The sequence below is a fragment of the Streptomyces sp. ISL-10 genome, from assembly GCF_018614575.1.
Taxonomy (GTDB): domain Bacteria; phylum Actinomycetota; class Actinomycetes; order Streptomycetales; family Streptomycetaceae; genus Streptomyces.
Genome location: NZ_JAGGOJ010000003.1, coordinates 325,401 through 348,669 on the forward strand (window position 1 = coordinate 325,401; position 23,269 = coordinate 348,669).

20 protein-coding genes and 1 pseudogene are annotated in these 23,269 nt (G+C 71.2%); 9 read left to right on the forward strand and 12 right to left on the reverse strand.

What is annotated here, in order from left to right:
- Nucleotides 1–65: 65 nt before the first annotated feature.
- The 4 genes and pseudogenes from J7E88_RS02385 to J7E88_RS02400 form a co-directional block, all read right to left on the reverse strand.
- Nucleotides 66–1,139, reverse strand: coding sequence for an amino acid--tRNA ligase-related protein (locus J7E88_RS02385; RefSeq protein WP_215176665.1), 1,074 nt, complete (start codon nt 1,137–1,139; stop codon nt 66–68).
- A gap of 35 nt (nt 1,140–1,174) precedes the next feature.
- Nucleotides 1,175–1,711, reverse strand: a complete 537-nt coding sequence (locus J7E88_RS02390; protein WP_215176666.1) for a YbaK/EbsC family protein — start codon at nt 1,709–1,711, stop codon at nt 1,175–1,177.
- Nucleotides 1,712–1,775: 64 nt separating this feature from the next.
- Nucleotides 1,776–2,485: pseudogene (locus J7E88_RS02395) on the reverse strand (hypothetical protein); the annotation flags it as partial.
- 305 nt (nt 2,486–2,790) lie between these two features.
- A complete protein-coding gene (locus J7E88_RS02400) occupies nt 2,791–3,351 on the reverse strand; it encodes an NAD(P)H-dependent oxidoreductase (RefSeq protein ID WP_215176667.1) in 561 nt (186 codons plus the stop codon).
- A gap of 110 nt (nt 3,352–3,461) precedes the next feature.
- Between J7E88_RS02400 and J7E88_RS02405 the strand changes: the two genes are divergently transcribed.
- The 4 genes from J7E88_RS02405 (at nt 3,462) to J7E88_RS02415 (ending at nt 6,185) form a co-directional block, all read left to right on the forward strand.
- Nucleotides 3,462–4,124 carry a TetR/AcrR family transcriptional regulator gene (locus J7E88_RS02405; protein ID WP_215176668.1) on the forward strand — a complete coding sequence of 221 codons (663 nt, stop codon included), beginning with the start codon at nt 3,462–3,464 and terminating at the stop codon, nt 4,122–4,124.
- 197 nt (nt 4,125–4,321) lie between these two features.
- Nucleotides 4,322–4,657, forward strand: a complete 336-nt coding sequence (locus tag J7E88_RS02410; RefSeq protein WP_215176670.1) for a YnfA family protein — start codon at nt 4,322–4,324, stop codon at nt 4,655–4,657.
- A gap of 17 nt (nt 4,658–4,674) precedes the next feature.
- Nucleotides 4,675–5,172, forward strand: coding sequence for a pyridoxal-phosphate dependent enzyme (locus tag J7E88_RS35455; RefSeq protein ID WP_251022008.1), 498 nt, complete (start codon nt 4,675–4,677; stop codon nt 5,170–5,172).
- Nucleotides 5,085–6,185 carry a pyridoxal-phosphate dependent enzyme gene (locus J7E88_RS02415; protein ID WP_251022077.1) on the forward strand — a complete coding sequence of 367 codons (1,101 nt, stop codon included), beginning with the start codon at nt 5,085–5,087 and terminating at the stop codon, nt 6,183–6,185. The genes J7E88_RS35455 and J7E88_RS02415 overlap by 88 nt, the downstream gene beginning before the upstream one ends.
- 325 nt (nt 6,186–6,510) lie before the next feature.
- On the opposite strand, the gene J7E88_RS02420 is transcribed toward J7E88_RS02415, so the two are convergent.
- Nucleotides 6,511–7,653 carry a magnesium and cobalt transport protein CorA gene (locus tag J7E88_RS02420; RefSeq protein ID WP_215176673.1) on the reverse strand — a complete coding sequence of 381 codons (1,143 nt, stop codon included), beginning with the start codon at nt 7,651–7,653 and terminating at the stop codon, nt 6,511–6,513.
- 152 nt (nt 7,654–7,805) lie between these two features.
- On the opposite strand from J7E88_RS02420, the gene J7E88_RS02425 reads away from it, so the two are divergent.
- A complete protein-coding gene (locus J7E88_RS02425; RefSeq protein ID WP_215176674.1) occupies nt 7,806–8,936 on the forward strand; it encodes a winged helix DNA-binding domain-containing protein in 1,131 nt (376 codons plus the stop codon).
- Nucleotides 8,937–9,111: 175 nt separating this feature from the next.
- Here the strand turns inward: J7E88_RS02425 and J7E88_RS02430 are convergent, their stop codons facing one another.
- Nucleotides 9,112–9,948 carry a response regulator transcription factor gene (locus tag J7E88_RS02430; RefSeq protein ID WP_215176675.1) on the reverse strand — a complete coding sequence of 279 codons (837 nt, stop codon included), beginning with the start codon at nt 9,946–9,948 and terminating at the stop codon, nt 9,112–9,114.
- Between the two features lie 133 nt (nt 9,949–10,081).
- Here J7E88_RS02430 and J7E88_RS02435 point away from each other — a divergent pair, with 133 nt between their 5' ends.
- Both J7E88_RS02435 and J7E88_RS02440 read left to right on the forward strand, forming a co-directional pair.
- Entirely contained in the window at nt 10,082–11,758 is a 1,677-nt protein-coding gene (locus tag J7E88_RS02435) for an AMP-binding protein (RefSeq protein WP_215176676.1), read from the forward strand.
- On the forward strand, nt 11,755–13,383 hold the full coding sequence (locus J7E88_RS02440; protein ID WP_215176677.1) for an AMP-binding protein: 1,629 nt from the start codon (nt 11,755–11,757) through the stop codon (nt 13,381–13,383). The genes J7E88_RS02435 and J7E88_RS02440 overlap by 4 nt, the downstream gene beginning before the upstream one ends.
- A gap of 248 nt (nt 13,384–13,631) precedes the next feature.
- On the opposite strand, the gene J7E88_RS02445 is transcribed toward J7E88_RS02440, so the two are convergent.
- Nucleotides 13,632–14,414 carry a TIGR04222 domain-containing membrane protein gene (locus tag J7E88_RS02445; protein ID WP_215176678.1) on the reverse strand — a complete coding sequence of 261 codons (783 nt, stop codon included), beginning with the start codon at nt 14,412–14,414 and terminating at the stop codon, nt 13,632–13,634.
- A gap of 113 nt (nt 14,415–14,527) precedes the next feature.
- Nucleotides 14,528–15,268 (reverse strand): hypothetical protein, encoded by a 741-nt coding sequence (locus J7E88_RS02450; RefSeq protein ID WP_215177415.1) that lies wholly within the window; start codon nt 15,266–15,268, stop codon nt 14,528–14,530.
- A gap of 314 nt (nt 15,269–15,582) precedes the next feature.
- On the opposite strand from J7E88_RS02450, the gene gcl reads away from it, so the two are divergent.
- Entirely contained in the window at nt 15,583–17,361 is a 1,779-nt protein-coding gene (gene gcl, locus J7E88_RS02455; protein ID WP_215177417.1) for a glyoxylate carboligase, read from the forward strand.
- Nucleotides 17,362–17,443: 82 nt separating this feature from the next.
- A complete protein-coding gene (locus tag J7E88_RS02460; RefSeq protein ID WP_215176679.1) occupies nt 17,444–18,022 on the forward strand; it encodes a YdeI family protein in 579 nt (192 codons plus the stop codon).
- Nucleotides 18,023–18,553: 531 nt separating this feature from the next.
- Here the strand turns inward: J7E88_RS02460 and J7E88_RS02465 are convergent.
- The 4 genes from J7E88_RS02465 to J7E88_RS02480 all read right to left on the reverse strand — a co-directional run bounded on the left by J7E88_RS02465 (nt 18,554) and on the right by J7E88_RS02480 (nt 23,257).
- Nucleotides 18,554–20,011: a catalase gene (locus J7E88_RS02465; RefSeq protein ID WP_215176681.1), complete on the reverse strand. Its 1,458-nt coding sequence runs from the start codon at nt 20,009–20,011 to the stop codon at nt 18,554–18,556.
- A gap of 373 nt (nt 20,012–20,384) precedes the next feature.
- On the reverse strand, nt 20,385–21,299 hold the full coding sequence (locus J7E88_RS02470) for a 2-hydroxy-3-oxopropionate reductase (RefSeq protein ID WP_215176686.1): 915 nt from the start codon (nt 21,297–21,299) through the stop codon (nt 20,385–20,387).
- Nucleotides 21,300–21,332: 33 nt separating this feature from the next.
- The gene (locus J7E88_RS02475; protein ID WP_215176687.1) at nt 21,333–22,172 is read right to left on the reverse strand and encodes a TIM barrel protein; all 840 of its coding nucleotides are present in this window, start codon (nt 22,170–22,172) and stop codon (nt 21,333–21,335) included.
- A 302-nt stretch (nt 22,173–22,474) separates the two neighbouring features.
- Nucleotides 22,475–23,257 carry a hypothetical protein gene (locus tag J7E88_RS02480; RefSeq protein WP_215176688.1) on the reverse strand — a complete coding sequence of 261 codons (783 nt, stop codon included), beginning with the start codon at nt 23,255–23,257 and terminating at the stop codon, nt 22,475–22,477.
- Between the last annotated feature and the right edge of the window lie 12 nt (nt 23,258–23,269).

Below are 23,269 nucleotides of genomic sequence, written 5' to 3' on the forward strand. Positions count from 1 at the left end.
TGCGGACGGGGCCCGCGGCCGTCGGCGCACTGCGGGCCCCGCTGTTCACACGGTGGAAGCGGCGATCACGGGCGGTGCACGCTCTCGGGCCACTTCTTGTCCTCGTTCACCCGCGACACCAGGGGGACGTCCCGGATGTCGTCGTGGTTGAGGACCCACATCAGGAACCGCTCCAGGCCCATGCCGAAGCCGGACGTGCGCATGGGGAGTTCCTGCTTCATCTCGGCGTACCAGGCGTAGTCGCGCTCGGGCACCTGGTGCATCGCCAGCGCCTTGCGGATCTGCTCCGCGTCGGCGTGGCGCTCGCCGGAGCCGACGACCTCGCCCATGCCGAAGAAGAGGTCCGCATTGGCCGCGGTGAGCTGCTCCTCGTCACCGAACGCCTGGTAGAAGGGCACCGAGAGGTGGTCGAAGTGGGTGACCCACATGAACTCGTTGACCATCTCCATCAGCTTGTGCTCGCCCCGGCGGGTCAGGGTGCGCCAGCTGCCCTCGTCACGGACGCAGCCGTCCTCGCCCTCGAGGAGCGACACGGCCTCCTCGAAGGTGATCCGGGGGAAGTGCCCCTGGTGCTCGGCCATGCGGCTGAGGTGCGAGGTGTCGCCGGCCGCCTGCGCGATGCGGTCCCCGTACGTCTCCAGGGCGGCTCCGGCGAGTGCCTTGACGTAGCCCTCGACGTAGTCGATCAGGTCGTCGATGCCGCCCGGGATCTCCGCCTCGCTGTGGCTGTACTGGTTCAGGTGCGTCGTGTCGGGCTCCTCGCCGCGGAACGACGGCATGATGTTGTAGCAGCCGCCGGGGGCGAGACGCATGCCGTACTCGAGCATGAACTGGTTGGAGTCCGGCAGGTAGGTGTCGACGCCGTTCACCGTGACCGGCACGGGCTCGGAGTCGCTGCCGAGACCCGTCGGGCATGTGATCGTGCGGACCGTCAGCGGCAGGTAGAGCGCCTTGAGCCCGCGCGACGCCGCATACTCGGCGGTGGTGGAATGGATGAGGTCCTGAAGGTCGGCTATGAGCTTGTACCACGGCGAGTTGAGCGCTTTCAGAAATGCGCCCGGTTCATTCCCCCACGCATGCGGCGGCCGTACGGCGGCCGGCTTGACGGAGGCAGTCGTCGTGGTGTCCAGAATTGTCATTCTTCCCACTCCAGTTCAGCGAAGATCGGAACAGATCAGCGAAGTGCGTCGGCAGCGCTCATGGCGATTGCGGCGGTGCGCGGCCGGGTGATGGAGACGAAGTCCTCGGAATGCAGTGCGACGGAAAGGTCGAGGCGTGCTGCGTTGAAGAAGATCTCCTTCTGCCGCAGCAGTTCCGGATCCACCACCGCTTCCAGGTCGGGGTGGAACGAGAACGGCGTGATCGAGCCGCACACGGCGCCCGCCAGCTCTTCGGCGGTGTCGCGCTGGGCGAAGGAGGCGTCCCTGCCGCCGTAGAGCAGCCGTATCCCCTCCAGGTCCACCAGGCGGTCGCCGGGGACGACGGCGAGGACGTACCGGCTGCTCCGCTTGGTGATCTTGACGCGGACGACGATGCATTTGGCCGCCTGGTTCAGCGGATGTCCGCGCAGCCGGCTGGCGACATCCGTACGGCCCTCCGGTGCGTGGTGCAGCAGCCGGAAACGTGCTCCCTCGCTTTCGAGGAGTTCCAGAATTCGCGCGCAGACCCCGGTGTCTTTCTTGAGGTCCAGGAGTTCGGATGGCGGAGCCATGTGATTTCCCCCAGCTGGCACACCGAAACGATCAATTGTTTGACCGCCGAGTATGCGAATGACGTTAGGGGGGAGGCCACTTGGCCGAGAATCTGCGACAGGGGACTTCATCAGGTTTCCGGCGGGCGCCGGTCACGACCCGCTGAATCGCAGGTCCCCCCGGTACGCCGCCGACCTGGAGTTGTTCACCACAAGCCGCTCCTGGCGAATCTCCGGCTCGGGACCGGTGAGCACGTGGGGACGCGACAGCGCCCTTGGGGTGGATGAACAGGTCCTGCCGCCCCGGCGGCGTGGCGCGGCGCTCGGGCGGCGGCAGCTCGTACCGGAGGGGCCGGTGGCGGCCCGCCGGCCGGCGCCGCACGTTGTACACGCTGCCGAACTTCCCCAGCGTGCGGGCGAAGTCGGTCTGCTCGCGGGCCGGGTTGCGGCCCACCACGCCCATGGCCGCGATGGCGTCGCGCAGGCCCAGGTGCTTGCGGTTGAGGCCGGCCCGCGTGCGGACCAGCTCCCGGTGGAACTCCTCCAGTGGGAGTCCGGTCGGGACGACGGCGTGCTGGATGTCGAAGAGCCGGTAGTCGCGGGTGGTGAGCTTGCGGGCCTCGGTGTGCCAGATCTCCGTGCCCGGATACGGCGTCACCACGGTGAGGTGCACGATCTCCGGTACGGAGAGGGCGATTCACGGATGAGTCGGAAGCGGTCCGCGCCCCAGGCGGGGTCGACGACGAGGTTGATCGCCACCGTGATGCCCATGCGGCGGGCCGTCTCCAGGGCCCGGACTTTCCGCCGTCTCGACCCTGCCCCTCGTCGGAGCCACGCCGCCGCCGTCCGGTGAAAGCGGCGGCTGCGCGGCGGTGGGCGTGGATTGACGGAGCCCACTGTGCCCCGGCCGGCGTGCTCCTGTGCGCGCTCGCGCGGCCCTCGGGCCAGGGGCGCCGGCGTGGGGCCGGGCGCGCCGGCGCCGGGGGACCTCGTCCCGGGCGGCCGGACGGGGACGTCGCCTCACGCGCCGGATGCGGCGACGGCCCGGCGCGGCGCGGCGATCGTGCCGCACCGCGCCGGGCCGGGCCGGGCCCGGTGAATCAGGCAGCCGCGGGAGCCGCCTGGGCGCTCACCTGCTCGATGACCTCGGTCAGGGAGGCCACCACCTCGGCGTCGTCGGCCGGGTGCGTCGAGGCGAAGCGCGTCGCGGAGCCGGGGATGGACAGCTTGACGTCCTCAAGCACCGCGCCGCCGGCGATGCCGGCCGCCTTGCGGGCCTCGTCCTGCGCCCAGACGCCGCCGTACTGGCCGAAGGCAGTGCCGACGACGGCGACGGTCTTGCCGGAGATGGCCCCGGCGCCGTAGGGGCGGGACAGCCAGTCGATCGCGTTCTTCAGCACGGCCGGCATGGTGCCGTTGTACTCGGGCGAGAACAGCAGGAGCGCGTCGGCGCGGCCGGCGGCCTCGCGCAGGACTGCGGCGGCGGCCGGTACGGCGCCCTCGACGTCGATGTCCTCGTTGTAGAAGGGCACGTCCGCGAGCCCCTCGAAGAGCTCGACGTCGACGCCCTCGGGGGCGTGCTTGACGGCGGCCTCGGCGAGCTGCCTGTTGTGCGAGCCGGTGCGGAGGCTGCCGACAAGGGCGAGGATGCGAACGGACATGGAGAGCTCCTGGGCAGATGGGCAGGGAACCGGACCTCGGTCCGGTTAAAGTTGTACCACCTATCCGGACCGCGGTCCACTTTCTCGGAATCCCGGGCTACGCTGGATCCATGACCGGCCCCCTCCCGCCCCTGCCCCTCCTGAACCCCGAGCCCGACCGTGTGCCCGGCGCCGCGGACCCGGGCCTCGGCGGGTCCGGCGAACGGCCGGCGCTGCGGGCCGACGCGGCGCGCAACCGCACCCGGCTCCTGGAGGCCGCCTCCGGGCTGGTCGCCGAGTGCGGGGCCGCGAACCTGACCATGGAGGCGCTGGCGTCCGCGGCCGGCGTCGGCAAGGGAACCGTCTTCCGGCGGTTCGGCGACCGGGCCGGTCTGTTCCTGGCACTGCTCGACCACCGTGAGCAGCAGCTCCAGGCCGCCTTCCTCTCCGGCCCGCCGCCGCTCGGCCCCGGCGCACCCGCCGAGGAGCGGCTGCATGCCTTCGGGCCGGCCGTGCTGCGCCACGAACGCGACCATCACGGCCTCATCCTGGCCGCCCGGACGGACCCGGTCCGCCCCTACAGCGTGCCGGCGGCGCGTCTGCGCCTCACGCATGTCTCGGTGCTGCTGCGCCAGGCCGGCACGCCGGGCGATGTCGAGCTGATCGCGCATACGCTGCTCGGTTACCTCGACACCGCCCTGGTCCACCACCTTCTGGTGGAGCGTGGCCTGCCGCTCGACCGCCTGGAGGCGGGCTGGCACGCGCTCGTCGACCGGCTGGTGACGGCGGGCTGACCTCCCGCACCGCGAGCCGGAGCGGAGCGCTCACCACCATCGCCATTCCGCTGTCGGGTGCCGGGTGCCGGAGGAGGGGGGTCGGGAGCCGGTCGCCTCGGCGCCATGTGGCTACCATTTCGGCCGAACGGCCCATGGTGACCCCCGCGCCCGCCCAGAGGTCATCGGGCCGCCCCACGACCCAAGGACGTACTCCCGTGCTCGTCGCCCGCTCCATCGCCCTGTTCGCCGTCGCGGCAATCTTCGAGATCGGCGGTGCCTGGCTGGTGTGGCAGGGCGTGCGGGAACACCGGGGGTGGATCTGGGCCGGAGCGGGTGTGATCGCGCTCGGCCTGTACGGATTCTTCGCCACGCTCCAGCCCGACGCACACTTCGGGCGGGTCCTCGCCGCGTACGGCGGCGTTTTCGTCGCCGGATCGATCGCCTGGGGGATGGTGGCGGACGGCTACCGACCCGACCGCTTCGACGTCGCCGGCGCCCTGATCTGCCTCGCCGGAATGGCGGTGATCATGTACACACCGCGCGGCCACTGACTCCGACCGTCGATGCGATGAAGGCATGTTTTGACCACATCGCCGACGCGGTGAAGCTGCCGGACCTGGTCCGGCTCGAAGGCAACCTCGTCGTCGCACGGTTCGAGACCATGAAGGTGTACTCGGCGCTGGCGGCTGTCGAGCACCTGCTCCGCACCGGCCGCGTCCGGCCCGGTGACACCCTGATGGACTCGTCCAGCGGTACCTACGCCGCCTCGCTGGCCCTGGCCTGCCACAAGCACGGCATGAAGTGCCACATCGTCTGCTCCACCAAGGTCGACCCGTCGGTCGTGGTCCAGCTCGAACTGCTCGGGGCGGTGGTGGACCAGGTGGCCATCCCGCCCGGCCGCTGGTCGACAAAATGGACCTGGAGGTGCGTCTGGCGCGCGTCCACCAGCTCCTCGCGGAGCGGGACGGCATCCACTGGATGCAGCAGTACCACGAGGACTACCACTACCTGGGCTACCGCGACTGCGCCCGGCTCATCCACCAGCAGTTCGGCGACGGCCCGCTGACGCTCGTCGGCGGGGTGGGGTCGGGGGCCTTCACCGGGGCGCTCACCACCTACCTGCGCGACCTGCGGGGCGACACCGAACTCATCGGCGTACAGCCCTTCGAGAGCGTCACCTTCGCCAGCGACCCGGTCGGGGACCCGGTGGCGAGTATCTCGGGCATCGGCAGCCCCGTTCCGTTCCGGCATGTGCGGCACGCCCTGTACGACCGGGTCCACTGGATCGCGCACGAGCAGGCGATCTCCGCAACCGTCGCGCTGTACCGCGAGCACGGGGTGTTCGCCAGGATGTCGTCGGGCTGCACCTATCTGGCCGCCGCATGGGAGGCACGGCTCCACCCGCACCGCCAGTACCTCTTCATCGCGGCCGACACGGGCCACCGCTACATGGACAGCGTCTACCGCAAGCATGCCTCCGTCATGCCCGCCGCCGGTCTCGAACCGAAGGTGATCGACGACCTCGGAGACCTCTCCCTGCCATGGTCGGTCATGGACTGGCACCGCCGCCCGTTCGCGATGCCCCCGGACTCGGCCCTCCTCGCCTCTGCCACCGGCAACGTGACCTCCCGCTACGTGAGTTACGGCCGCGAAATCATCGGCATGGCCAAGCGGCACGCGGCGGTCCAGGAGTACATCCCCAACGTCCGCACCAACGAGAAGCGCGTCATCGTCGCGGGCGACACCCCCGTCTCCGGCTTCCTCCGTTTCCACCGCGACAACGACAACCGCGCCGACGCGACCGTGGGCGCCCAGTACGCTCCCCTGGAACTCACCGACGACGAGCGCGCGTTCATCGCCCGCCTCGGCAAGCGCATGATGGACCACGGAATCTTCTACGTGGGCGTCGACCTGGCCTACCCCTACGTGATCGAGGTCAACATGGAAAACCCCGGCGGCGTCAACTACCACCGCCGCGCGACGGGCGAGACCACTCCTCCGAGGCGGTCAACTCGGTCCTGGCAGCTCTCCGCTCCGCCGGAAAGCTGCCGCCCCTCCAGGCATTCACGCCCTGCTTGATTGGTTCCAGAGCCCGACAATCACGCTTGACCACTACGCCCACTTCATGCCCGAGGCCGGCGGCAAGGGCCGCGCCGCCATCGACGCGCTCCTTGGTCCGGCCCCCGAAGGCGCCGTGGCGGCGTAGGGCCGTGTGTCTCGTCTTCATTCGCGCCCGCGTGGCACGGCCGCAAGCGGTGCCACTCGGTCTGCCGTTACGCCGCGTAGCGGCTGGAGTCGCAGCGGGTCGTTTCCCACGCGGAACCGCGGCCAGTGGGGAGCGCCTTGTCGTTGCGACTCGCGGCACATTCTGCCCAGATTCTCCCCAGGGGGATGAGCTCATCACCTACAGCCAGTCCCGCTTCTTGAAGATCACGTACAAGCTCGTGCACACCACCGCCATCAGCAGGATCGCGAACGGATACCCGCCCGCCCAGTGCAGCTCCGGCATGTTGTCGAAGTTCATCCCGTAGATCGTTCCGACCAGCGTCGGAGCAAACAGGATGGCGGCCCATGAGGAGATCTTCTTGATCTCCTCGTTCTGTTCGAAGCCCGCCTCCGCCAGCGCCCGCATCTCCGCGTTCTGCTGCTGGGTCACGAGCGTCGCGTTCACCGTGAGGATGTCGGCGAGCGCCTGGCGGAAGCCGTCCACGCGTTCGCTGGTGTGCGTGACGTGGTCGGCGACATCGCGCAGATGGCGCTGGAGCTCCTCCTGCGTGCCGTACTTCGCGAAGCCCGCCATCAGCGCGTGCAGCATCGCGACGAGGGGCCGGGTGGCGCGCTGGAACTCGACCATCTCGCGGGCCAGTTCGTAGATGCGGCGCGAGACCGCCGGGTCGCCGCCGAAGACCTCGGTCTCGATCTCGTCGATGTCGTTCTGGACTCCGGAGACGACCGGGGCGTAGCCGTCGACCACCGCGTCCAGGATCGCGTAGAGCACCGCCTCGGGGCCCAGCGCGAGGAGCTCCGGTGTCTCCTCCATGCGGTGGCGCACCGCTGACAGATCGGGCGCGGCGCCGTGGCGGACCGTGATCAGGAAGTCCTTGCCGACGAAGACGTGCAGTTCGCCGAAGTCGACCTCCTCCTGGGCGTCGAGATAGCGGGCCGCGCGCAGCACGACGAAGAGCGTGTCACCGTAGCGCTCCAGCTTGGGCCGCTGATGGGCTTCGAGTGCGTCCTCGACAGCGAGTTCGTGGAGGTCGAACTCGGCCGCCAGCGAATGCAGTTCCGCCTCGCTCGGGCGATGCAGGCCGATCCACGCCATGCCGCCCGGGTACCGGCGCAGCTGGTGGAACGCCTCCGCCAGCGACTCGGGGGCCGCCACCCGGCGTCCGTCGCGGTACAGCACCGCCTGCACCACGCTGCCGTGCTCGTCGCGGACGGGAGGGGCCGCGGGCGGCTCGGACCCCGGTGCGGTATCCGCAGGACGCGGCTCGGCGGGCGGCGCGGGACGGCGGCGCCAGTGGTGCCTCCTGGGGGAACGTGGCATCGCGGATCTCGCCTCCCGCCTCGTCGTACGGCCCTGCCGGCTGCGGGGCCTGGCCCGGTGCAGGATATCCGCACCGGATGGCCCGACCGGGTGACGCTCCACGAGGACCATCGAGGACAGAAACTGTCCGCAAGGCTCGTTAGCGTACGAGCATGGCGACGAAGACGACGTATCCCCGGCTCGGCACCCGCGCGCTCAACCGCGCCACGCTGGAGCGCCAACTGCTGCTGCGACGCGCACCCCGTTCCGCGATGTCGGCCGGCGACGCCGTACGGCATCTCGTAGGACTCCAGGCGCAGAACGTGAAGCCGCCCTACTACGCGCTCGCCGCGCGGCTCGCGGACTTCGACCCCGAGGAGCTGTCGACGGCCATGGCCGACCGCCGGGTCGCCCGCATGGTGACGATGCGGTCCACCATCCACACGCACACCGCGGACGACTGCATGGCCTTGCGGCCTCTGGTGCAGGCCGCGCGGGACCGCGAGCTGGGGCAGTTCAGGACCGGGCTCGCGGGCGTGGACCTCGGGCGGCTCGCGGCCGTGGCGCGCGAGCTCGTGGAGGAGCGGCCGCGGACGATGAAGGACCTGAGGGAGGCGCTGCTCGTGCACTGGCCGGACGCCGACGCCTTCGCCCTCGCGGTCGCGGCCCGCTGCACCCTGCCCCTGGTGCAGGTCACTCCGCGCGGCCTGTGGGGAAGGAGCGGCCAGGTCGCGCTTACCACCGCGGAGCACTGGTTCGGCAGGGAGCCGGAGCCTGCACCGGCACCCGACGACACCGTGCTGCGCTACCTCGCGGCCTTCGGGCCCGCCTCGGTCAAGGACTTCCAGACCTGGTCCGGACTGACCCGCACACGCGAGGCGTTCGACCGGCTGCGCCCCGGGCTCCTCGTCTTCCAGGACGAGCACGGCACCGAGCTGTTCGACCTGCCGGAAGCGCCCCGGCCCGACGCGGACACCCCGGCGCCGCCCCGTTTCCTGCCGGAGTTCGACAACCTGCTGCTGTCCCACGCGGACCGGAGCCGGGTCGTGCCCCTGGAGTACCGGACGCGTACCTGGAAGGGGAATCAGGCCCACTGCACCGTTCTCGTGGACGGCTTCCTGGCCGGCGTCTGGCGGCTGGAGGAGACCAAGGACACCACGACGCTGTCCGTTCAGCCGTTCGCCCCGCTGACCCGGGCGCAGCGCACCGAAGTGGCTGAGGAGGCCGCCGCGTTGCTCACGGTCATGTTCCCGGCGGCCGCGCACGACGTGCGGTTCGGGGAGGTGGTGGGGGAGGACGGTTGAGAGCGGGCAGGGCGCGCCCTCCTCGGCGCTAACGGTGTCCGCGTCCCCTCGGCGCTCACCTGCCCGCACTCCTCGGCGCTCACGGCGCTCACGGCGCTCACGTGCCCGGCCTCCGCCCGGCCCCGGGTGCTCACGGTGACCGCGCGTCCGGAGCCCGACGTGCCTCAGCCGGACGTCACGGCAGCAGGCCGTTCCGGCGGGCCGCCGCCACCGCCTCGCCCCTTCTGTGCGCGCCCAGCTTCCGCATCGCCGAGCGCAGATACGCCTTCACCGTCTCCGGTCTGAGCCCCAGCCGCTCCGCCGCCGCCGCGTTCGTCGCCCCCGCCGCCACGCAGCTGAGCACGTCCACCTCCCGTGGGGCGAGCGACACCCCGCCGGCGCGCGACGCGTCCGGCCCCGCGGCTGTGGCGAGCCGGCCGCAGGCGTCCAGCAGTTCGTCCCGCAGCGCCGGGTCCGCGATCCGCGGAGCCAGGGCTCGCAGCGCGCCGTGTGCCTCGCGTACCGACTCCCATGCCCCGGGCCGGTGCTCCCCGACCGGCGGGCGGGCTTCGGCCAGCAGCCGCTGCACCTCGTCCCGTACGGCCAGTGCCTGCTCCACGTCCCGCGCGGCCGCCACCGCCGCGTCGAGGACGCGGTCGCCCAGCACCAGCGGGTGGCGCAGCGCCCCGTACAGCAGGCCCCGCACCTTGCGCCGTACGACCACGGGCACCGCGACCACCGAGCGCAGGCCCTCCGCCGCCACCGCCGCGTCGTACTCGTGGCTGATGTGCCGGGCAGCCGGGTAGTCGGTCACCGCGCATGGCCGCGACAGGGCCATGGACTTGCCGCCGAGGCCGTTGCCGGGGCAGATGGCCAGGCCACGCAGCGCACTGGTCGCCGCGCCGTTCAGCTCGGCGATACGCAGCTGCCGCGCGTCGTGCAGCAGACCGCCGAAGGCCACCGGCAGCCCGGTGGCACGCCGCAGCCGCAGCAGCGCGGCGCGCATCTCCACGGCTTCGTCGGTCACCGGCATGCCGGCCTCTCCTTCCGGTGTCCCGCGGGTCCTTGGCCGTGTCCCGCGGGGACGACACCCCCGTTCGGGGGTAGTGAGACCCAGGTCACCGATTACACGATGTCCGTGGCCGGTCCCGCAACGAGGAGGAAACATGACGTCTGGCGGCGCGACGGAGAGGTTCCGGGCTGCCCGGGACTTCCTGCTCCGGCACCGGGAGGACTACGCGGGCGCCCAGCAGGGCTTCGAGTGGCCCCGCTTCGAGCACTTCAACTGGGCACTGGACTGGTTCGACGTCATCGCCGAGGGCAATGACCGGACCGCGCTGCACATCGTCGAGGAGGACGGGGCGCGGACCCGGATCTCGTTCGCCGAGATGTCCGCCCGTTCGAACCGGGCCGCGAACTGGCTGCGTGAGCGGGGCGTACGGGCAGGGGACCGCATCCTGGTCATGCTCGGCAACCAGACCGAGCTGTGGGAGACCGCGCTCGCCGCGATGAAGCTGCGCGCCGTCATGATCCCCGCCACCCCGCTGCTCGGCCCCGCGGACCTGCGAGACCGCATCGACCGCGGGCGCGTGCGGCATGTGATCGTGGGCGGCCGGGACGCCGCGAAGTTCGGCGAGGTGCCGGGCGACTACACGCGGATCACGGTCGGGTCGGAGTCGGCCGGCTGGCTTCGGTACGAGGAGGCGTACGAGGCGCCCGCCGCCTTCGAGCCCGACGGGCCCACCCGTGCGGACGACACGCTCATGCTCTACTTCACCTCCGGCACCACCGACCTGCCCAAACTCGTCGAGCACACCCATGTGTCCTACCCCGTGGGCCACTTGGCGACGATGTACTGGATCGGCCTCAAGCCCGGCGACGTGCACCTGAACATCTCCTCGCCCGGCTGGGCCAAGCACGCCTGGTCCAACCTCTTCGCCCCGTGGAACGCCGAGGCGACCGTCTTCATCCACAACTACACCCGTTTCGACGCGGTCCGGCTCATGGCCGAGATGGACCGGGCGGGTGTCACCAGCTTCTGCGCGCCGCCGACCGTGTGGCGGATGCTGATCCAGGCCGACCTCAGCAGCCTCGCCAAGCGCCCCCGCGAGGTCGTCGCCGCCGGTGAGCCGCTCAACCCCGAGGTCATCGAGACCGTGCGGCGCGCCTGGGGCGTGACGATCCGCGACGGATTCGGCCAGACGGAGACCGCCGTACAGGTCTCCAACAGCCCCGGCCAGCCCCTGAAGCCGGGCTCCATGGGTCGGCCGAGCCCCGGCTACACGGTCGAACTCCTCGACCCCGTGACCGGCGAACCCGGCGCGATGGAGGGCGAGATCGCGCTCGACCTGTCCACCGCCCCGGTCGGCCTGATGACCGGCTACCACGGTGATCCGGAACGTACGGCCGAGGCCATGGCAGGCGGCTACTACCGCACCGGGGACATCGCCGCCCGCGACGAGGACGGGTACCTGACGTACGTGGGCCGCAGCGACGACGTCTTCAAGGCCTCCGACTACAAGATCTCGCCGTTCGAGCTGGAGAGCGCGCTGCTGGAGCACGAGGCGGTGGCGGAGGCGGCGGTCGTGCCCGCACCCGACCCGGTGCGGCTCGCCGTGCCTAAGGCGTACGTCGTCCTCGCCGACGGCTGGGAGGCCGGGCCCGACACCGCCAAGGTGCTCTTCGCGCACTCGCGCACGGTCCTCGCACCGTACAAGCGGATCCGCCGGCTCGAATTCGCCGACCTGCCCAAGACGGTGTCGGGGAAGATCCGCCGCGTCGAGCTGCGCCGGCTCACCGCGGAGGGGTCGGCCGCCGAGTACGTCGAGGGGGACCTGCGATGAATCAGTCCTATGCACACGGCACGAGCGGCACCCCACTGCTGGGCGACACGATCGGCGCGAACCTGGACCGCGCCGTCGCGGCCTGGCCCGACCGGGAGGCCCTGGTCGACGTGCCATCGGGCCGCCGCTGGACGTACGCCGAACTCGACGACGCGGTACGCCAACTGGCGCGCGGCCTGCTCGGCTCCGGCGTCGCCAAGGGCGACCGGGTCGGCATCTGGGCCGTCAACTGCGCGGAATGGGTGCTGGTCCAGTACGCCACCGCCCGCATCGGCGCGATCATGGTGAACATCAATCCGGCCTACCGCGCCCACGAGCTGGAGTACGTGCTGAACCAGGCCGGGATCTCGGTCCTCGTCGCCTCGCGGACCCACAAGACCAGCGACTACCGGGCCATGGTGGACACCGTCCGCTCCTCGTGTCCCGGGCTGCGGTCCGTGTACTACATCGGGGACGCCTCCTGGGACGCGCTGCTCGCCGCCGGAGCGTCCGTCACCGAGGAGCGGCTCGCTGCCCGCGAGGCGGAGCTGTCCTGCGACGACCCGGTCAACGTCCAGTACACGTCGGGGACGACGGGGTTTCCCAAGGGGGCGACCCTCTCCCACCACAACATCCTCAACAACGGGTACTTCGTGGGCGAGATGATCGCCTACTCCGAGCGGGACCGCATCTGCATCCCCGTGCCGTTCTACCACTGCTTCGGCATGGTGATGGGCAATCTCGCGGCCACCTCGCACGGCGCCTGCATGGTCATCCCCGCGCCCTCCTTCGACCCGGCCGCGACACTGCGGGCCGTCGCGGCGGAGCGGTGCACGTCGCTGTACGGGGTGCCGACCATGTTCATCGCGGAGCTGAATCTCCCCGACTTCGCCTCCTACGACCTCGGTTCGCTGCGCACCGGCATCATGGCCGGCTCTCCGTGCCCCGTGGAGGTGATGAAGCGGGTCGTCGCAGAGATGAACATGGCGGAGGTGTCGATCTGCTACGGCATGACGGAGACGTCCCCGGTCTCCACGCAGACGCGCCCCTTGGCTTCGCCAGGGGGGACCCCAGACGACGACCTCGAACGCCGCACCGGCACGGTCGGCTGCGTCATGCCCCACGTCGAGGTGAAGGTCGTCGACCCGGTCGCCGGCGTGACGCTGTCGCGCGGCGAGGCGGGCGAGCTCTGCACACGCGGCTACAGCGTGATGCTGGGCTACTGGGAGGAGCCCGAGAAGACCGCGGAGGCCATCGACGCGGGCCGCTGGATGCACACGGGGGACCTGGCGGTAATGCGTGAGGACGGCTACGTCCAGATCGTGGGTCGCATCAAGGACATGATCATCCGGGGCGGCGAGAACGTGTACCCGCGCGAGATCGAGGAGTTCCTCTACACGCACCCCAAGATCGCCGACGTTCAGGTGGTGGGCGTGCCGGACGAACGCTACGGGGAGGAGATCCTGGCCTGCGTGATCCCGCGCGACGCCGATGACGCGCCGACGCCGGAGGAGATCACGGACTTCTGCCGCGAACGGCTGGCGCACTACAAGATCCCGCGCCGCGTGGAGATCCTGCGGGACTTCCCGATGACGGTGAGCGGGAAGGTCCGCAAGGTGGAGCTGCGGCGGCGCTTCGGGGGGTGAGGGCGTCGCGCTGGGGGCCGGGGGGCTGCGCCCCAGCCCCTTGGGCGAGCCGCATCGTCCGGCTCGGAAGGTGCTCTCCCTCTCCTGCCCGAGATCGGCACGCCGCCGCAGGTGACACGCGCAGGCCGGCCTCGTCGTCTTCGGCTGCCCGGGCCGGACCGGTGCGGATGCCGCTCACCGGCCGTGGTCGGGGCCTCGGGCCGGAGTCTGCGGGGCGGGAGGTCAGCCCCGCAGACTCCGGCAGGCGCTCAAGGACCTCCGCAGCTCACGCCGCCCGAGGACGGCTCGGGCGGCGCGATGCCCCCGTCGCGGCTGCCGCGGCCCAACAGACCGCCGCCGCGGGCGAAGTGGGGGAGGTGGAGCTCCAGCGCCCTGTCGCCGTGCAGTGCCACCGACATCTGGACCCGTGGCACGCTCGCGGTGCCTCGCAGCGGGCGGTCGGGCAGTGGGTGGGCCTCGTGCAGTGAGGCCAGCAGGCGGCGCGCCGCGGGTGTCTGCCGGGGGACGAACCACAGCGCGACCGCCCCGGCCACCGGCACCGCCGAGGCCATCGTCTGTGGCAGGGAGCCCGGCGTGATCGCCAGGCCCGTAGCGACCGTCAGCGGCACCGCGCACAGCAGCGCACGGGCCGTGCGCCAGCGCCGGGCCGGCCGCAGCAGTCCTTCCGCCGCGCACTGGTCGTGCAGGGCTTCCAGCGCGCGCTGCACCCGAGGCACGGTGAGGAGCACCCGTATGCCGGCCGGGCGGCGCAGGGAGGTACGGACGGCGAGCTGCAGGGGGTCGCGGACCGCCGTCCCCCAGCCGTCGATCCGTACCGTCCCCGCGCGCCCGTGGGTGACGACACCGCGCTGCTGGAGGGCGACCAGCGCCACGGTCACGGCCGCCCGGCGGCCCCCGCGCAGCAGTGCGACGCACTGGGGCAGGGGAGCGGCGGCTGCGCCCGGCCCGGGCGTACCGGCGCGCAGGAGCACCGCCGCCGCCGTGAGCAACGAGCACGCCGCGCCCGTGAACCACCACATGTCGAGGGGCATCACGCCCACCTCCCCCGAGAGGCCCTAGGAGATATCTGCCCAGGTGCGCGGGGGTTCGAAGCCCGAAAGGGCCGATTCTGAGCCTTACTTGAGATTCGGACCGGTTCCGGCGACTACGTACCGATCGTGATCAGTTCGTCCGCGGGCGCGTTCACCGGCTGCGGGCAGCCCGTGAGGTCCATGACGAACAGCGGGATGCCCAGCCTGTCCGCGCGGGCCCGCGCGTCGTCCGCGTAGCCCGCCAGGGAGAAGAAGACGCTCTGGGCGGACGCGCTGAGGCCGTTCAGCCACAGGCACTCGACGGCGCGGAGGCCGGTCGCGCGGGTGGAGGAGTCGACCTGGGCCACCACGCCCGCCCCGCGCAGGTCGATGCCGGACACCGGTCTGGCCTCCGGCTGGACGACGTCGTGGAAGCCGAGCCACCGCAGATACATCGCGGCGGCCGTCACCGCGTCGCGTGCCGTGCGGATGGTGACCGGCCGGAAGGAGGGGCGGGCGGCCGTCGCTGTGCGGGGCAGGGGTATGTGTGCGGGGCGTGACCCGTTTGGACCGCCGTCGGCGACCGGCCCACCGTCGGCCCCCGGAGCGGCGGCGTCCACGGGGTGCACCGGCATGCGCAGCACGGTCCCGCAGGGGCAGCCGAGCTCGGGCTGCGGCCACTGGTCCTGGCGCTCGCAGGAGGGGCAGCGGACGGTCACCCAGTCGTCCGTCCAGGTGCGGTGGGTGATCGGCTCCGGGCGGGCGTCCTGCATCAGCGGCGGCACGAGCGGCGCGCCGCATGCGCACGGGTACACGGGCGGTGCGTACAGATGCTCGCGCCGGCAGGCCGGGCAGTGCACCGGCACGCTCTCGATCATCACGGCACCTTCCCCCTCGCGGCTGCCGTCCATCGTCCATCAATGGCCGGGAGTTGGCGAGGTGCTTCACAAACTGCGCCCCTTGTGCTCCGGCGGCTGCTCCGGCGCCGCCCCGGCATCCGCCTCCGGTGCCCGCCCCGTGCCGGTCCTCCCTTGACGCCGGACCGGGGGCGTTTTACATTGCTTCCGTATAGCAGAACTAGACTTCCGTATTGCGGAATCGAATACTGGACACCGACGCGGGACGAGGCTCTCAGGTGGCGCGACAGAGCGAATCCCCAAGGCCGGAGCAGGAGCACCCCATGCCTCGTATGACCGCCGCCCGAGCGGCAGTTGAGATCCTCAAGCGTGAAGGCGTCACCCACGCGTTCGGAGTGCCGGGCGCCGCGATCAACCCCTTCTACCGGGCGCTCAAAGAGGGTGGTGGCATCGACCACACGCTCGCGCGTCACGTCGAGGGCGCCTCGCACATGGCCGAGGGCTACACCCGTGCCGGCGCGGGCAACATCGGTGTCTGCATCGGCACCTCCGGCCCGGCGGGCACCGACATGATCACCGGCCTGTACTCCGCGATCGCCGACTCGATCCCGATCCTGTGCATCACCGGCCAGGCACCGGTCGCGAAGCTCCACAAGGAGGACTTCCAGGCCGTCGACATCGCCTCGATCGCGGGGCCGGTCACCAAGAAGGCCACCACCGTCCTGGAGGCCGCCCAGGTCCCGGGCGTGTTCCAGGAGGCCTTCCACCTGATGCGCTCCGGCCGTCCCGGCCCGGTCCTCATCGACCTGCCGATCGACGTCCAGCAGACCGAGATCGACTTCGACCCGGAGACCTACGAGCCGCTGCCGGTCTACAAGCCGCAGGCCACCCGCGCCCAGGCCGAGAAGGCCATCCGGTTCCTGCTGGAGTCCGAGCGCCCGCTGATCGTCGCCGGCGGCGGCGTCATCAACGCCGACGCCTCCGACCTGCTGGTCGAGTTCGCCGAGCTGACCGGCGTCCCGGTCATCTCCACCCTCATGGGCTGGGGCACCATCCCGGACGACCACGAGCTGAGCGCCGGCATGGTCGGTGTGCAGACCTCGCACCGCTACGGCAACGCGACCTTCCTCGAGTCCGACTTCGTCCTCGGCATCGGCAACCGCTGGGCCAACCGCCACACCGGTTACAACCTGGACGCCTACACCAAGGGCCGGAAGTTCGTCCACGTCGACATCGAGCCCACCCAGATCGGCAAGATCTTCGCCCCGGACTACGGCTTCGCCTCCGACGCCAAGGCCGCCCTGGAACTCTTCGTCGAGGTGGCGAAGGACCTCAAGGCCGAGGGCAGGCTGCCCGACTTCAGCGAGTGGGCCGCCTCCGCCCAGGAGCGCAAGGCCACGCTGCTGCGCCGTACGCACTTCGACAACATCCCCATGAAGCCGCAGCGTGTCTACGAGGAGATGAACAAGGCGTTCGGTCCAAAGACCCGCTACGTCACCACCATCGGCCTCTCCCAGATCGCCGGCGCGCAGATGCTGCACGTCTACAAGCCGCGCCACTGGATCAACTGCGGCCAGGCCGGCCCGCTCGGCTGGACCATCCCGGCCGCGCTGGGCGCCGCCACCGCCGACCCGGAGACCCCGATCGTCGCGCTCTCCGGCGACTACGACTTCCAGTTCATGCTGGAGGAGCTGGCGGTCGGTGCGCAGCACAAGATCCCGTACGTCCACATCCTGGTGAACAACGCCTACCTGGGCCTGATCCGTCAGGCGCAGATCGGCCTGGACATCAACTTCCAGGTCAACCTGGAGTTCGAGAACATCAACACCCCCGAGATCGGCGTCTACGGCGTCGACCACGTCAAGGTCGTCGAGGGCCTCGGGTGCAAGGCGATCCGCGTCACCGACCCGAACGAGCTGGCCGCCGCCTTCGAGGAGGCCAAGAAGCTCGCCGCCGAGTACAGCGTCCCGGTGGTCGTCGAGGCCATCCTGGAGCGCGTCACCAACATCTCGATGAGCAAGACGGTCGACATGAGCAACGTGACCGAGTTCGAGGAGCTCGCCACCGAGCCCGGCCACGCCCCCACCGCGATCAAGCCCCTGAAGGTCTGATTGACCGGCCCCGCGGGGCCACGAGGCCCGGTCCGCACCTGTGGACCGGGCCCTTGTCGTACCCGGGCGCTAGCGTGGCCGGATGGACATGATGGACGGACTGCCGCTGCTCCCCTTCGCCGGGCTGCCGGAGCTGGAGGCATGGCTGGAGGAGAACCACGGGACGGCGCCCGGCCTCTGGGTCGCGCTCGCGAAGAAGGGGTCCGGGGTGCCCTCGCCGAGCGCGGGCGACGTCAACGACGCGGCGCTCTGCTTCGGTTGGATCACCGGGCTGCGGCGCTCGTGCGACGAGGTCCGCTATCTGCAGAAGATCAGCCCGCGGCGGCCGCGGAGCACCTGGTCGCAGGTGAACGTCAAGCGGGTCGCGGAGCTGACGGCCGCCGGCCGCATGCGGGAGCCGGGGCTAGCTGAGGTCGCCTCGGCCGAGGCGGACGGCCGCTGGGAGGCCGCGTACGCGTCGCAGCGCGAGGCCGAGGTGCCGCCCGACCTGGCCGCCGCGCTGCGGGAGAACCCGCGGGCCCGCGAGACGTTCGAGAGCCTCGGCAGGTCGGACAGGTATCAGGTGGTCCTCGCTCTGCTGAAGGCCAGGACGGACCACACTCGCCGGGCCCGCCTGGAGCGGACGGTCGCAGCGCTCGCGGCCGGCGAGAAGGCGAGCTGAGCGCCGGGCGTGCCCGTATGCGGAACAGGGCCCGGCCTCTGTGCGAAGGCCGGACCCTGGTCCTTGAGCGCGTGGTCCGGGACCGTACCGGATCAGGCGCTCCGTCTGTGCAGTTGATGCCGCCCGACGGTGCGAGGCCGGCGCGACAGGACGTTCGCGCCGCCGGGCGGGGTCTGCGTGGGGTCGTCGGACAAAGTCCGGCGCAACCGCCCGAAGCCTGCGGTGGGGCACCTCCCAGCCGCAGGGCTGGGGGACCGTGCGCGGGTGGCGTTCAGGATTGGCCGTTCGCGCCGCAGGGTGGGTCTTGGGGTTCCGCCGGGGACCGCGGCGGGGCGATTGGCCGCCGGCCCTCCTCACGTCAGGTCGGAGAGGGAGACCGGTGCCTTCACCACCGCACTGGCATCGCAAGGCCGCCGCGGTCCTCAAGCTGTCCGCACCGGCGACCACCCCTCATCCGGGCCACCGGTCCGGACCGCGTACCGCCGCCGACACGACGCCGACCGCGGTACGCCGTCTGTGACCAGTCCTCGACTAGTCCTCGCGCAGCGCGCGGACCGCCTCCTCCACGCGCTTGCCGTAGTCGGCGTCGGCGGCGTGGAAGTGGGCGAGGTTCTTCTCGATCACGTCGTCGCGGGTGACCTGGGACAGGCCGCCGGCGATGTTCGCGACCAGGCGCTGCTTCTCCTCCTGCGACATCAGGCGGTAGAGCTCGCCCGCCTGGAAGAAGTCGTCGTCCTTGACGTGTGCGGGCGCCGCGTGGGTGCCGATCCAGCCGGTGACGGCCAGCGGGGCGGACAGCGCCGCGTCCGTCTGGGCGGGCCCCGCGTACGAGTTGGGCTCGTAGTTCTTGTCGTGGCGCGAGCCGTTGCGCGTGGCCATCAGGCCGTCGCGGCCGTAGTTCTCCGCCACGGTCGCCTTGGGGGCGTTCACCGGCAGCTGCGTGTGGTTCACGCCGAGGCGGTAGCGGTGGGCGTCCGCATAGGCGAAGAGGCGGCCCTGGAGCATCTTGTCCGGGGACGGGCCGATGCCGGGCACGAAGTTGTTCGGGGAGAACGCGGCCTGCTCGACCTCGGCGAAGACGTTGTCCGGGTTGCGGTCGAGGACGAGACGGCCCACGCGCTGCAGCGGGTAGTCGCTGTGCGGCCAGACCTTGGTCAGGTCGAAGGGGTTGAAGCGGTACTCGGCCGCCTCCGCCGCCGGCATGACCTGGACGTAGAGCGTCCACGACGGGTTCACACCGCGCTCGATGGCCTGCAACAGGTCCGTCTGGTGGGAGTTGGCGTCCTGGCCGACCAGCTCGGCCGCCTGCTCGGAGGACAGGCAGCGGATGCCCTGGTTGGTCTTGAAGTGGTACTTCACGAAGAAGGCCTCGCCCGCCTCGTTGGTCCACTGGTAGGTGTGGGAGCCGTAGCCGTTCATGTGGCGGTACGAGGCGGGGATGCCGCGGTCGCCCATCAGCCACGTCACCTGGTGCGTCGCCTCGGGGGCGTGCGCCCAGAAGTCCCAGACGTTGTCCGGCTCCTGACGGCCCGTGAAGGGGTCGCGCTTCTGCGAGTGGATGAAGTCGGGGAACTTGACCGGGTCCTTGATGAAGAACACCGGGGTGTTGTTGCCGACGAGGTCGTAGTTGCCCTCTTCGGTGTAGAACTTCACCGCGAAGCCGCGCGGGTCGCGGACCGCGTCCGCGCCGCCCAGCGAGTCGGCCACGGTCGAGAAGCGCAGGAAGGTCTCGGTGCGCTTGCCCACCTGGGACAGGAAGTCGGCCTTCGTCCAGCCGGTGACGTCGTCGGTCACCTCGAAGTAGCCGTACGCGCCGCTGCCACGCGCGTGGACCACGCGCTCCGGGATGCGCTCACGGTTGAAGCGGGCGAGCTTCTCCAGCAGGTGCTGGTCCTGCAGGAGCAGCGGGCCACCGACGCCGGCGGTGGCGGAGTTCTGGTTGTCGGCGACGGGGGCGCCGGACTCGGTCGTAAGCACGCGCTTCGACATCGTGACCTTCCGTACGGGAGCTGCACTGGCTGACGGTCCGAGGAGCGTAGATACGCGGCGGAGGAAACGTCAACAGTTTGTTGAAAGTGAAGAGTGGGTGTTCCGGTCGGCGTCGACGCCTGGGCGCGACAGGACAGGTGTCAGCGCCGGCGCCGACCGGAAGCTTGCGGGGCCGTGAGCAGCCTGGGCGCGCGTCCCGGGTCGTGGTCGGCCTGGGCGGGGGCTTCGGTGGCTGGTGCCCGGTGGGTGGCTGATCACGGGGTGGGCCGCCTCACGGGGCCGCGCCTGCACCTCGGGCCGTGGTCGGCCCGGGCAGGGCCTCGGCGGTTGGGGGTGGGCCGCTCGTGGCCTGGGTTCCGGGGTGGGCCGGGCGTCAGACCTCGCGGCCCGAGAGGCGCTCGACGGCGCGCAGCAGGGCCGAGTGGTCCAGGCCGCCGTCGCCCTGGGCGCGCAGGGAGGCGACCAGCTGGGCCACGACCGCGCCGACGGGAAGGGCGGCGCCCACGTTCCGGGCGGCGTCGGTGACGATGCCCATGTCCTTGTGGTGGAGGTCGATCCGGAAGCCCGGCTTGAAGTCGCGGTTCAGGAAGTTGTCCTTCTTGCGGGTCAGCACGGTAGAGCCGGCCAGACCGCCGTTGAGGACGTCCAGGGCCGCGGCAAGGTCCACGCCGGACTTCTCCAGGAAGACCACGGCCTCGGCGCACGCCTGGATGTTGACCGCGACGATCAGCTGGTTGGCGGCCTTCACCGTCTGGCCGGAGCCGTGCGGGCCGCACAGCACGATGGTCTTGCCGAGAGCCTCCAGGATCGGCTTGGCGGTCTCGAAGTCCGCCTTCTCGCCGCCGACCATGATGGACAGCACCGCTTCGATGGCACCCGCCTCGCCGCCGGAGACCGGGGCGTCGAGGACGCGGATGCCCTTGTCGGCGGCGGCCTTCGCCAGGGCGACCGAGGTCTGCGGAGTGATCGAGGACATGTCGATCAACAGCGCGCCCGGCTTCGCGTTCTCCAGGATGCCCTCGGGGCCGTAGGAGATCGCCTCGACCTGGGGCGACGCCGGCACCATGGTGATCACGACGTCCGCGTCACGGACCGCGTCGGCGATCGAGGAGGCCGCGGTGCCGCCGGCCGCGGCCAGGCGGTCCAGCTTGTCCTGCTCCAGCGTGAAGCCGGTGACCTGGTAACCGGCCTTCAGCAGGTTCTCGGACATGGGGGAGCCCATGATGCCGAGTCCGATCCAGGCAACCGCCGGGCGGGTGGGGCGGGAGGAATCAGCAAGAGTGCTCATGAGGGTACCTCTCTCAAAACGCTTGCAGGTGAGTCAGTTGGCCGCTCGGGCCGCCGCCGGCAGCCAGTCGAACGACTCGGCGCTGGGGCGGTCGCCGGCCTTGTACTCCAGGCCGACCCAGCCCTCGTATCCGGCCTTCTTCAGCTCGTCGAGGAGCTGCTCCAGCGGGAGCGAGCCGGTGCCGGGCGCGCCGCGGCCCGGGTTGTCGGCGATCTGGACGTGGCCGGTCTTGTCGGCGTGGGCCGCGATGACCTGGGATACGTCCTCGCCGTTCATGGACAGGTGGTAGATGTCCAGGAGGAACTTGGCGTTGCCGAGGCCCGTCGCCGCGTTCACCTTGTCGACGACCTCGATCGCGGCGGGCGCGCTCACCAGCGGGTAGAGCGGCGACTCCGGCTTGTTCAGGGTCTCGACGAGCAGGATCGCGCCCACGCGGTCGGCCGCGCGGGCCGCCGACACCAGGTTCTCCAGCGCGAGTGCGTCCTGGACCTGGGGGTCCACGCCCTCGACCCGGTTGCCGTAGAGCGCGTTGAGCGCCTTGCAGCCCATCGAGGCGGCGAAGTCGGCGGCCACCTCGATGTTGGCCCGGAAGCGGTCGGACTCCTCACCCGGCACGGAGAGCGCGCCGCGGTCGGGGCCCGGCAACTGCCCGGCGTAGAAATTGAGGCCCACCAGCTGGGTGCCGGCGTCGTCGAGCGCCTTCTTGAGGGCGTCGAGCTCCGCCTGCGGCGGGGTGGGGGTCTCGATCCAGGGCCACCACAGCTCGACCGCCGTGAAGCCCGCCGCGGCGGCTGCCGCGGGGCGCTCCAGAAGCGGGAGCTCCGTGAAGAGGATCGAGAGGTTCACATCGAAGCGCTGGTCCGCGTATCCCATGAGGGCTGTGCGCTCCTTCCGTATTGCGGAAGTTTCTTTCTGCTTAATGGAATTCTGGCCAGCGGAGGCCTGAGCTGTCAAGACGCACACGCAAAAAAGCGCCCCCGAGCTGGGACGGCCTGGCCGATGAGCCTGTGCCGTCCCGGCCCGAAGGCGCGGGTGGGGAGGGTGCGGGAGGTGGGGACGGGGGTGCGAAAGGGGATGGGGGACGGGGAGGGGAAGGCCCGTCGGGCCCGGGAGGGGAAGGCCCGTCGGACCCGGGAGGGAGGGCCCGTGTCCGACGGATCAGGGGCTCGACGCCCCTAGAGAGCGTCGACGGCACTCACCTTCCAGCCGCTGTCCGTACGCGTCATCGTCATCCGCACCCGGTTCAGGTCGACACGCGAGCCCGTGACTTGGGTGCTGGTGGTGACCTGGTTGACGAACAGCAGGACGACGACCTTGTCCGGCGACGCCGACACCACCGACGCGGCAGGGGCGCCGCCGTCCGGCGGGCGTACCACCGACGCCTTCACCGTGCCGCGGTACTTCTTCGCCGTCGGCGCGACCACCGTCTTCGTGGTCCTGCCGTACTCGTCACGGAAGGAGCCGGTCAGCCAGGTGCGCGCCTCCGCGAAGTCCTTGTCGAGCCGCCGGTGGTCGTACGACAGCACCACCGGCGCCGCCTTGCGGGCCGCCGCCAGCGCCTCGGTCCGCGCGGCGTCGGCACCGCTGCCCCGGGCGTACTCCAGTCCCAGCACCCCGGACGCGACCAGGGCCGCCACCAGCAGCAGTGCCAGCGCGGCACACACACGGCCGCGTGTGAGCCGGCGGGCCCGCACGGTGTCGGCGGCGACCAGCACCCGCCCGACGTGCTGCTCCTCGGGCCTGCGCGCCTGCGAGACGTCGTCCGGGGCCTCGGCCGGCACGTCCGTGAGAGGCACGGCACGGGACGCCGCCGCCAGGCCCGAACCGTCAGGACCGTCCGAGGAGCCGCCCGCACCGGTCCTGACCCGCTCGGTCCTCTTGGCCGCCGCCCGCGCGGCGGCGGCCATCGTGCGCTGCCCCGACGCGGTGCCGCGCCCCCGGGTCGTCGGATTCGCCATGGTCCTGCTCCT

Coding starts and splice junctions, on each gene's coding strand:
- J7E88_RS02385 (WP_215176665.1), bottom strand. CDS start 1,139: ATGACAATTCTGGACACCACGACGACTGCCTCCGTCAAGCCGGCCGCC.
- J7E88_RS02390 (WP_215176666.1), bottom strand. CDS start 1,711: ATGGCTCCGCCATCCGAACTCCTGGACCTCAAGAAAGACACCGGGGTC.
- J7E88_RS02400 (WP_215176667.1), bottom strand. CDS start 3,351: ATGTCCGTTCGCATCCTCGCCCTTGTCGGCAGCCTCCGCACCGGCTCG.
- J7E88_RS02405 (WP_215176668.1), top strand. CDS start 3,462: ATGACCGGCCCCCTCCCGCCCCTGCCCCTCCTGAACCCCGAGCCCGAC.
- J7E88_RS35455 (WP_251022008.1), top strand. CDS start 4,675: ATGAAGGCATGTTTTGACCACATCGCCGACGCGGTGAAGCTGCCGGAC.
- J7E88_RS02415 (WP_251022077.1), top strand. CDS start 5,085: ATGCAGCAGTACCACGAGGACTACCACTACCTGGGCTACCGCGACTGC.
- J7E88_RS02420 (WP_215176673.1), bottom strand. CDS start 7,653: ATGCCACGTTCCCCCAGGAGGCACCACTGGCGCCGCCGTCCCGCGCCG.
- J7E88_RS02425 (WP_215176674.1), top strand. CDS start 7,806: ATGGCGACGAAGACGACGTATCCCCGGCTCGGCACCCGCGCGCTCAAC.
- J7E88_RS02430 (WP_215176675.1), bottom strand. CDS start 9,948: ATGCCGGTGACCGACGAAGCCGTGGAGATGCGCGCCGCGCTGCTGCGG.
- J7E88_RS02435 (WP_215176676.1), top strand. CDS start 10,082: ATGACGTCTGGCGGCGCGACGGAGAGGTTCCGGGCTGCCCGGGACTTC.
- J7E88_RS02440 (WP_215176677.1), top strand. CDS start 11,755: ATGAATCAGTCCTATGCACACGGCACGAGCGGCACCCCACTGCTGGGC.
- J7E88_RS02445 (WP_215176678.1), bottom strand. CDS start 14,414: ATGCCCCTCGACATGTGGTGGTTCACGGGCGCGGCGTGCTCGTTGCTC.
- gcl (WP_215177417.1), top strand. CDS start 15,583: ATGACCGCCGCCCGAGCGGCAGTTGAGATCCTCAAGCGTGAAGGCGTC.
- J7E88_RS02460 (WP_215176679.1), top strand. CDS start 17,444: ATGGACATGATGGACGGACTGCCGCTGCTCCCCTTCGCCGGGCTGCCG.
- J7E88_RS02465 (WP_215176681.1), bottom strand. CDS start 20,011: ATGTCGAAGCGCGTGCTTACGACCGAGTCCGGCGCCCCCGTCGCCGAC.
- J7E88_RS02470 (WP_215176686.1), bottom strand. CDS start 21,299: ATGAGCACTCTTGCTGATTCCTCCCGCCCCACCCGCCCGGCGGTTGCC.
- J7E88_RS02475 (WP_215176687.1), bottom strand. CDS start 22,172: ATGGGATACGCGGACCAGCGCTTCGATGTGAACCTCTCGATCCTCTTC.
- J7E88_RS02480 (WP_215176688.1), bottom strand. CDS start 23,257: ATGGCGAATCCGACGACCCGGGGGCGCGGCACCGCGTCGGGGCAGCGC.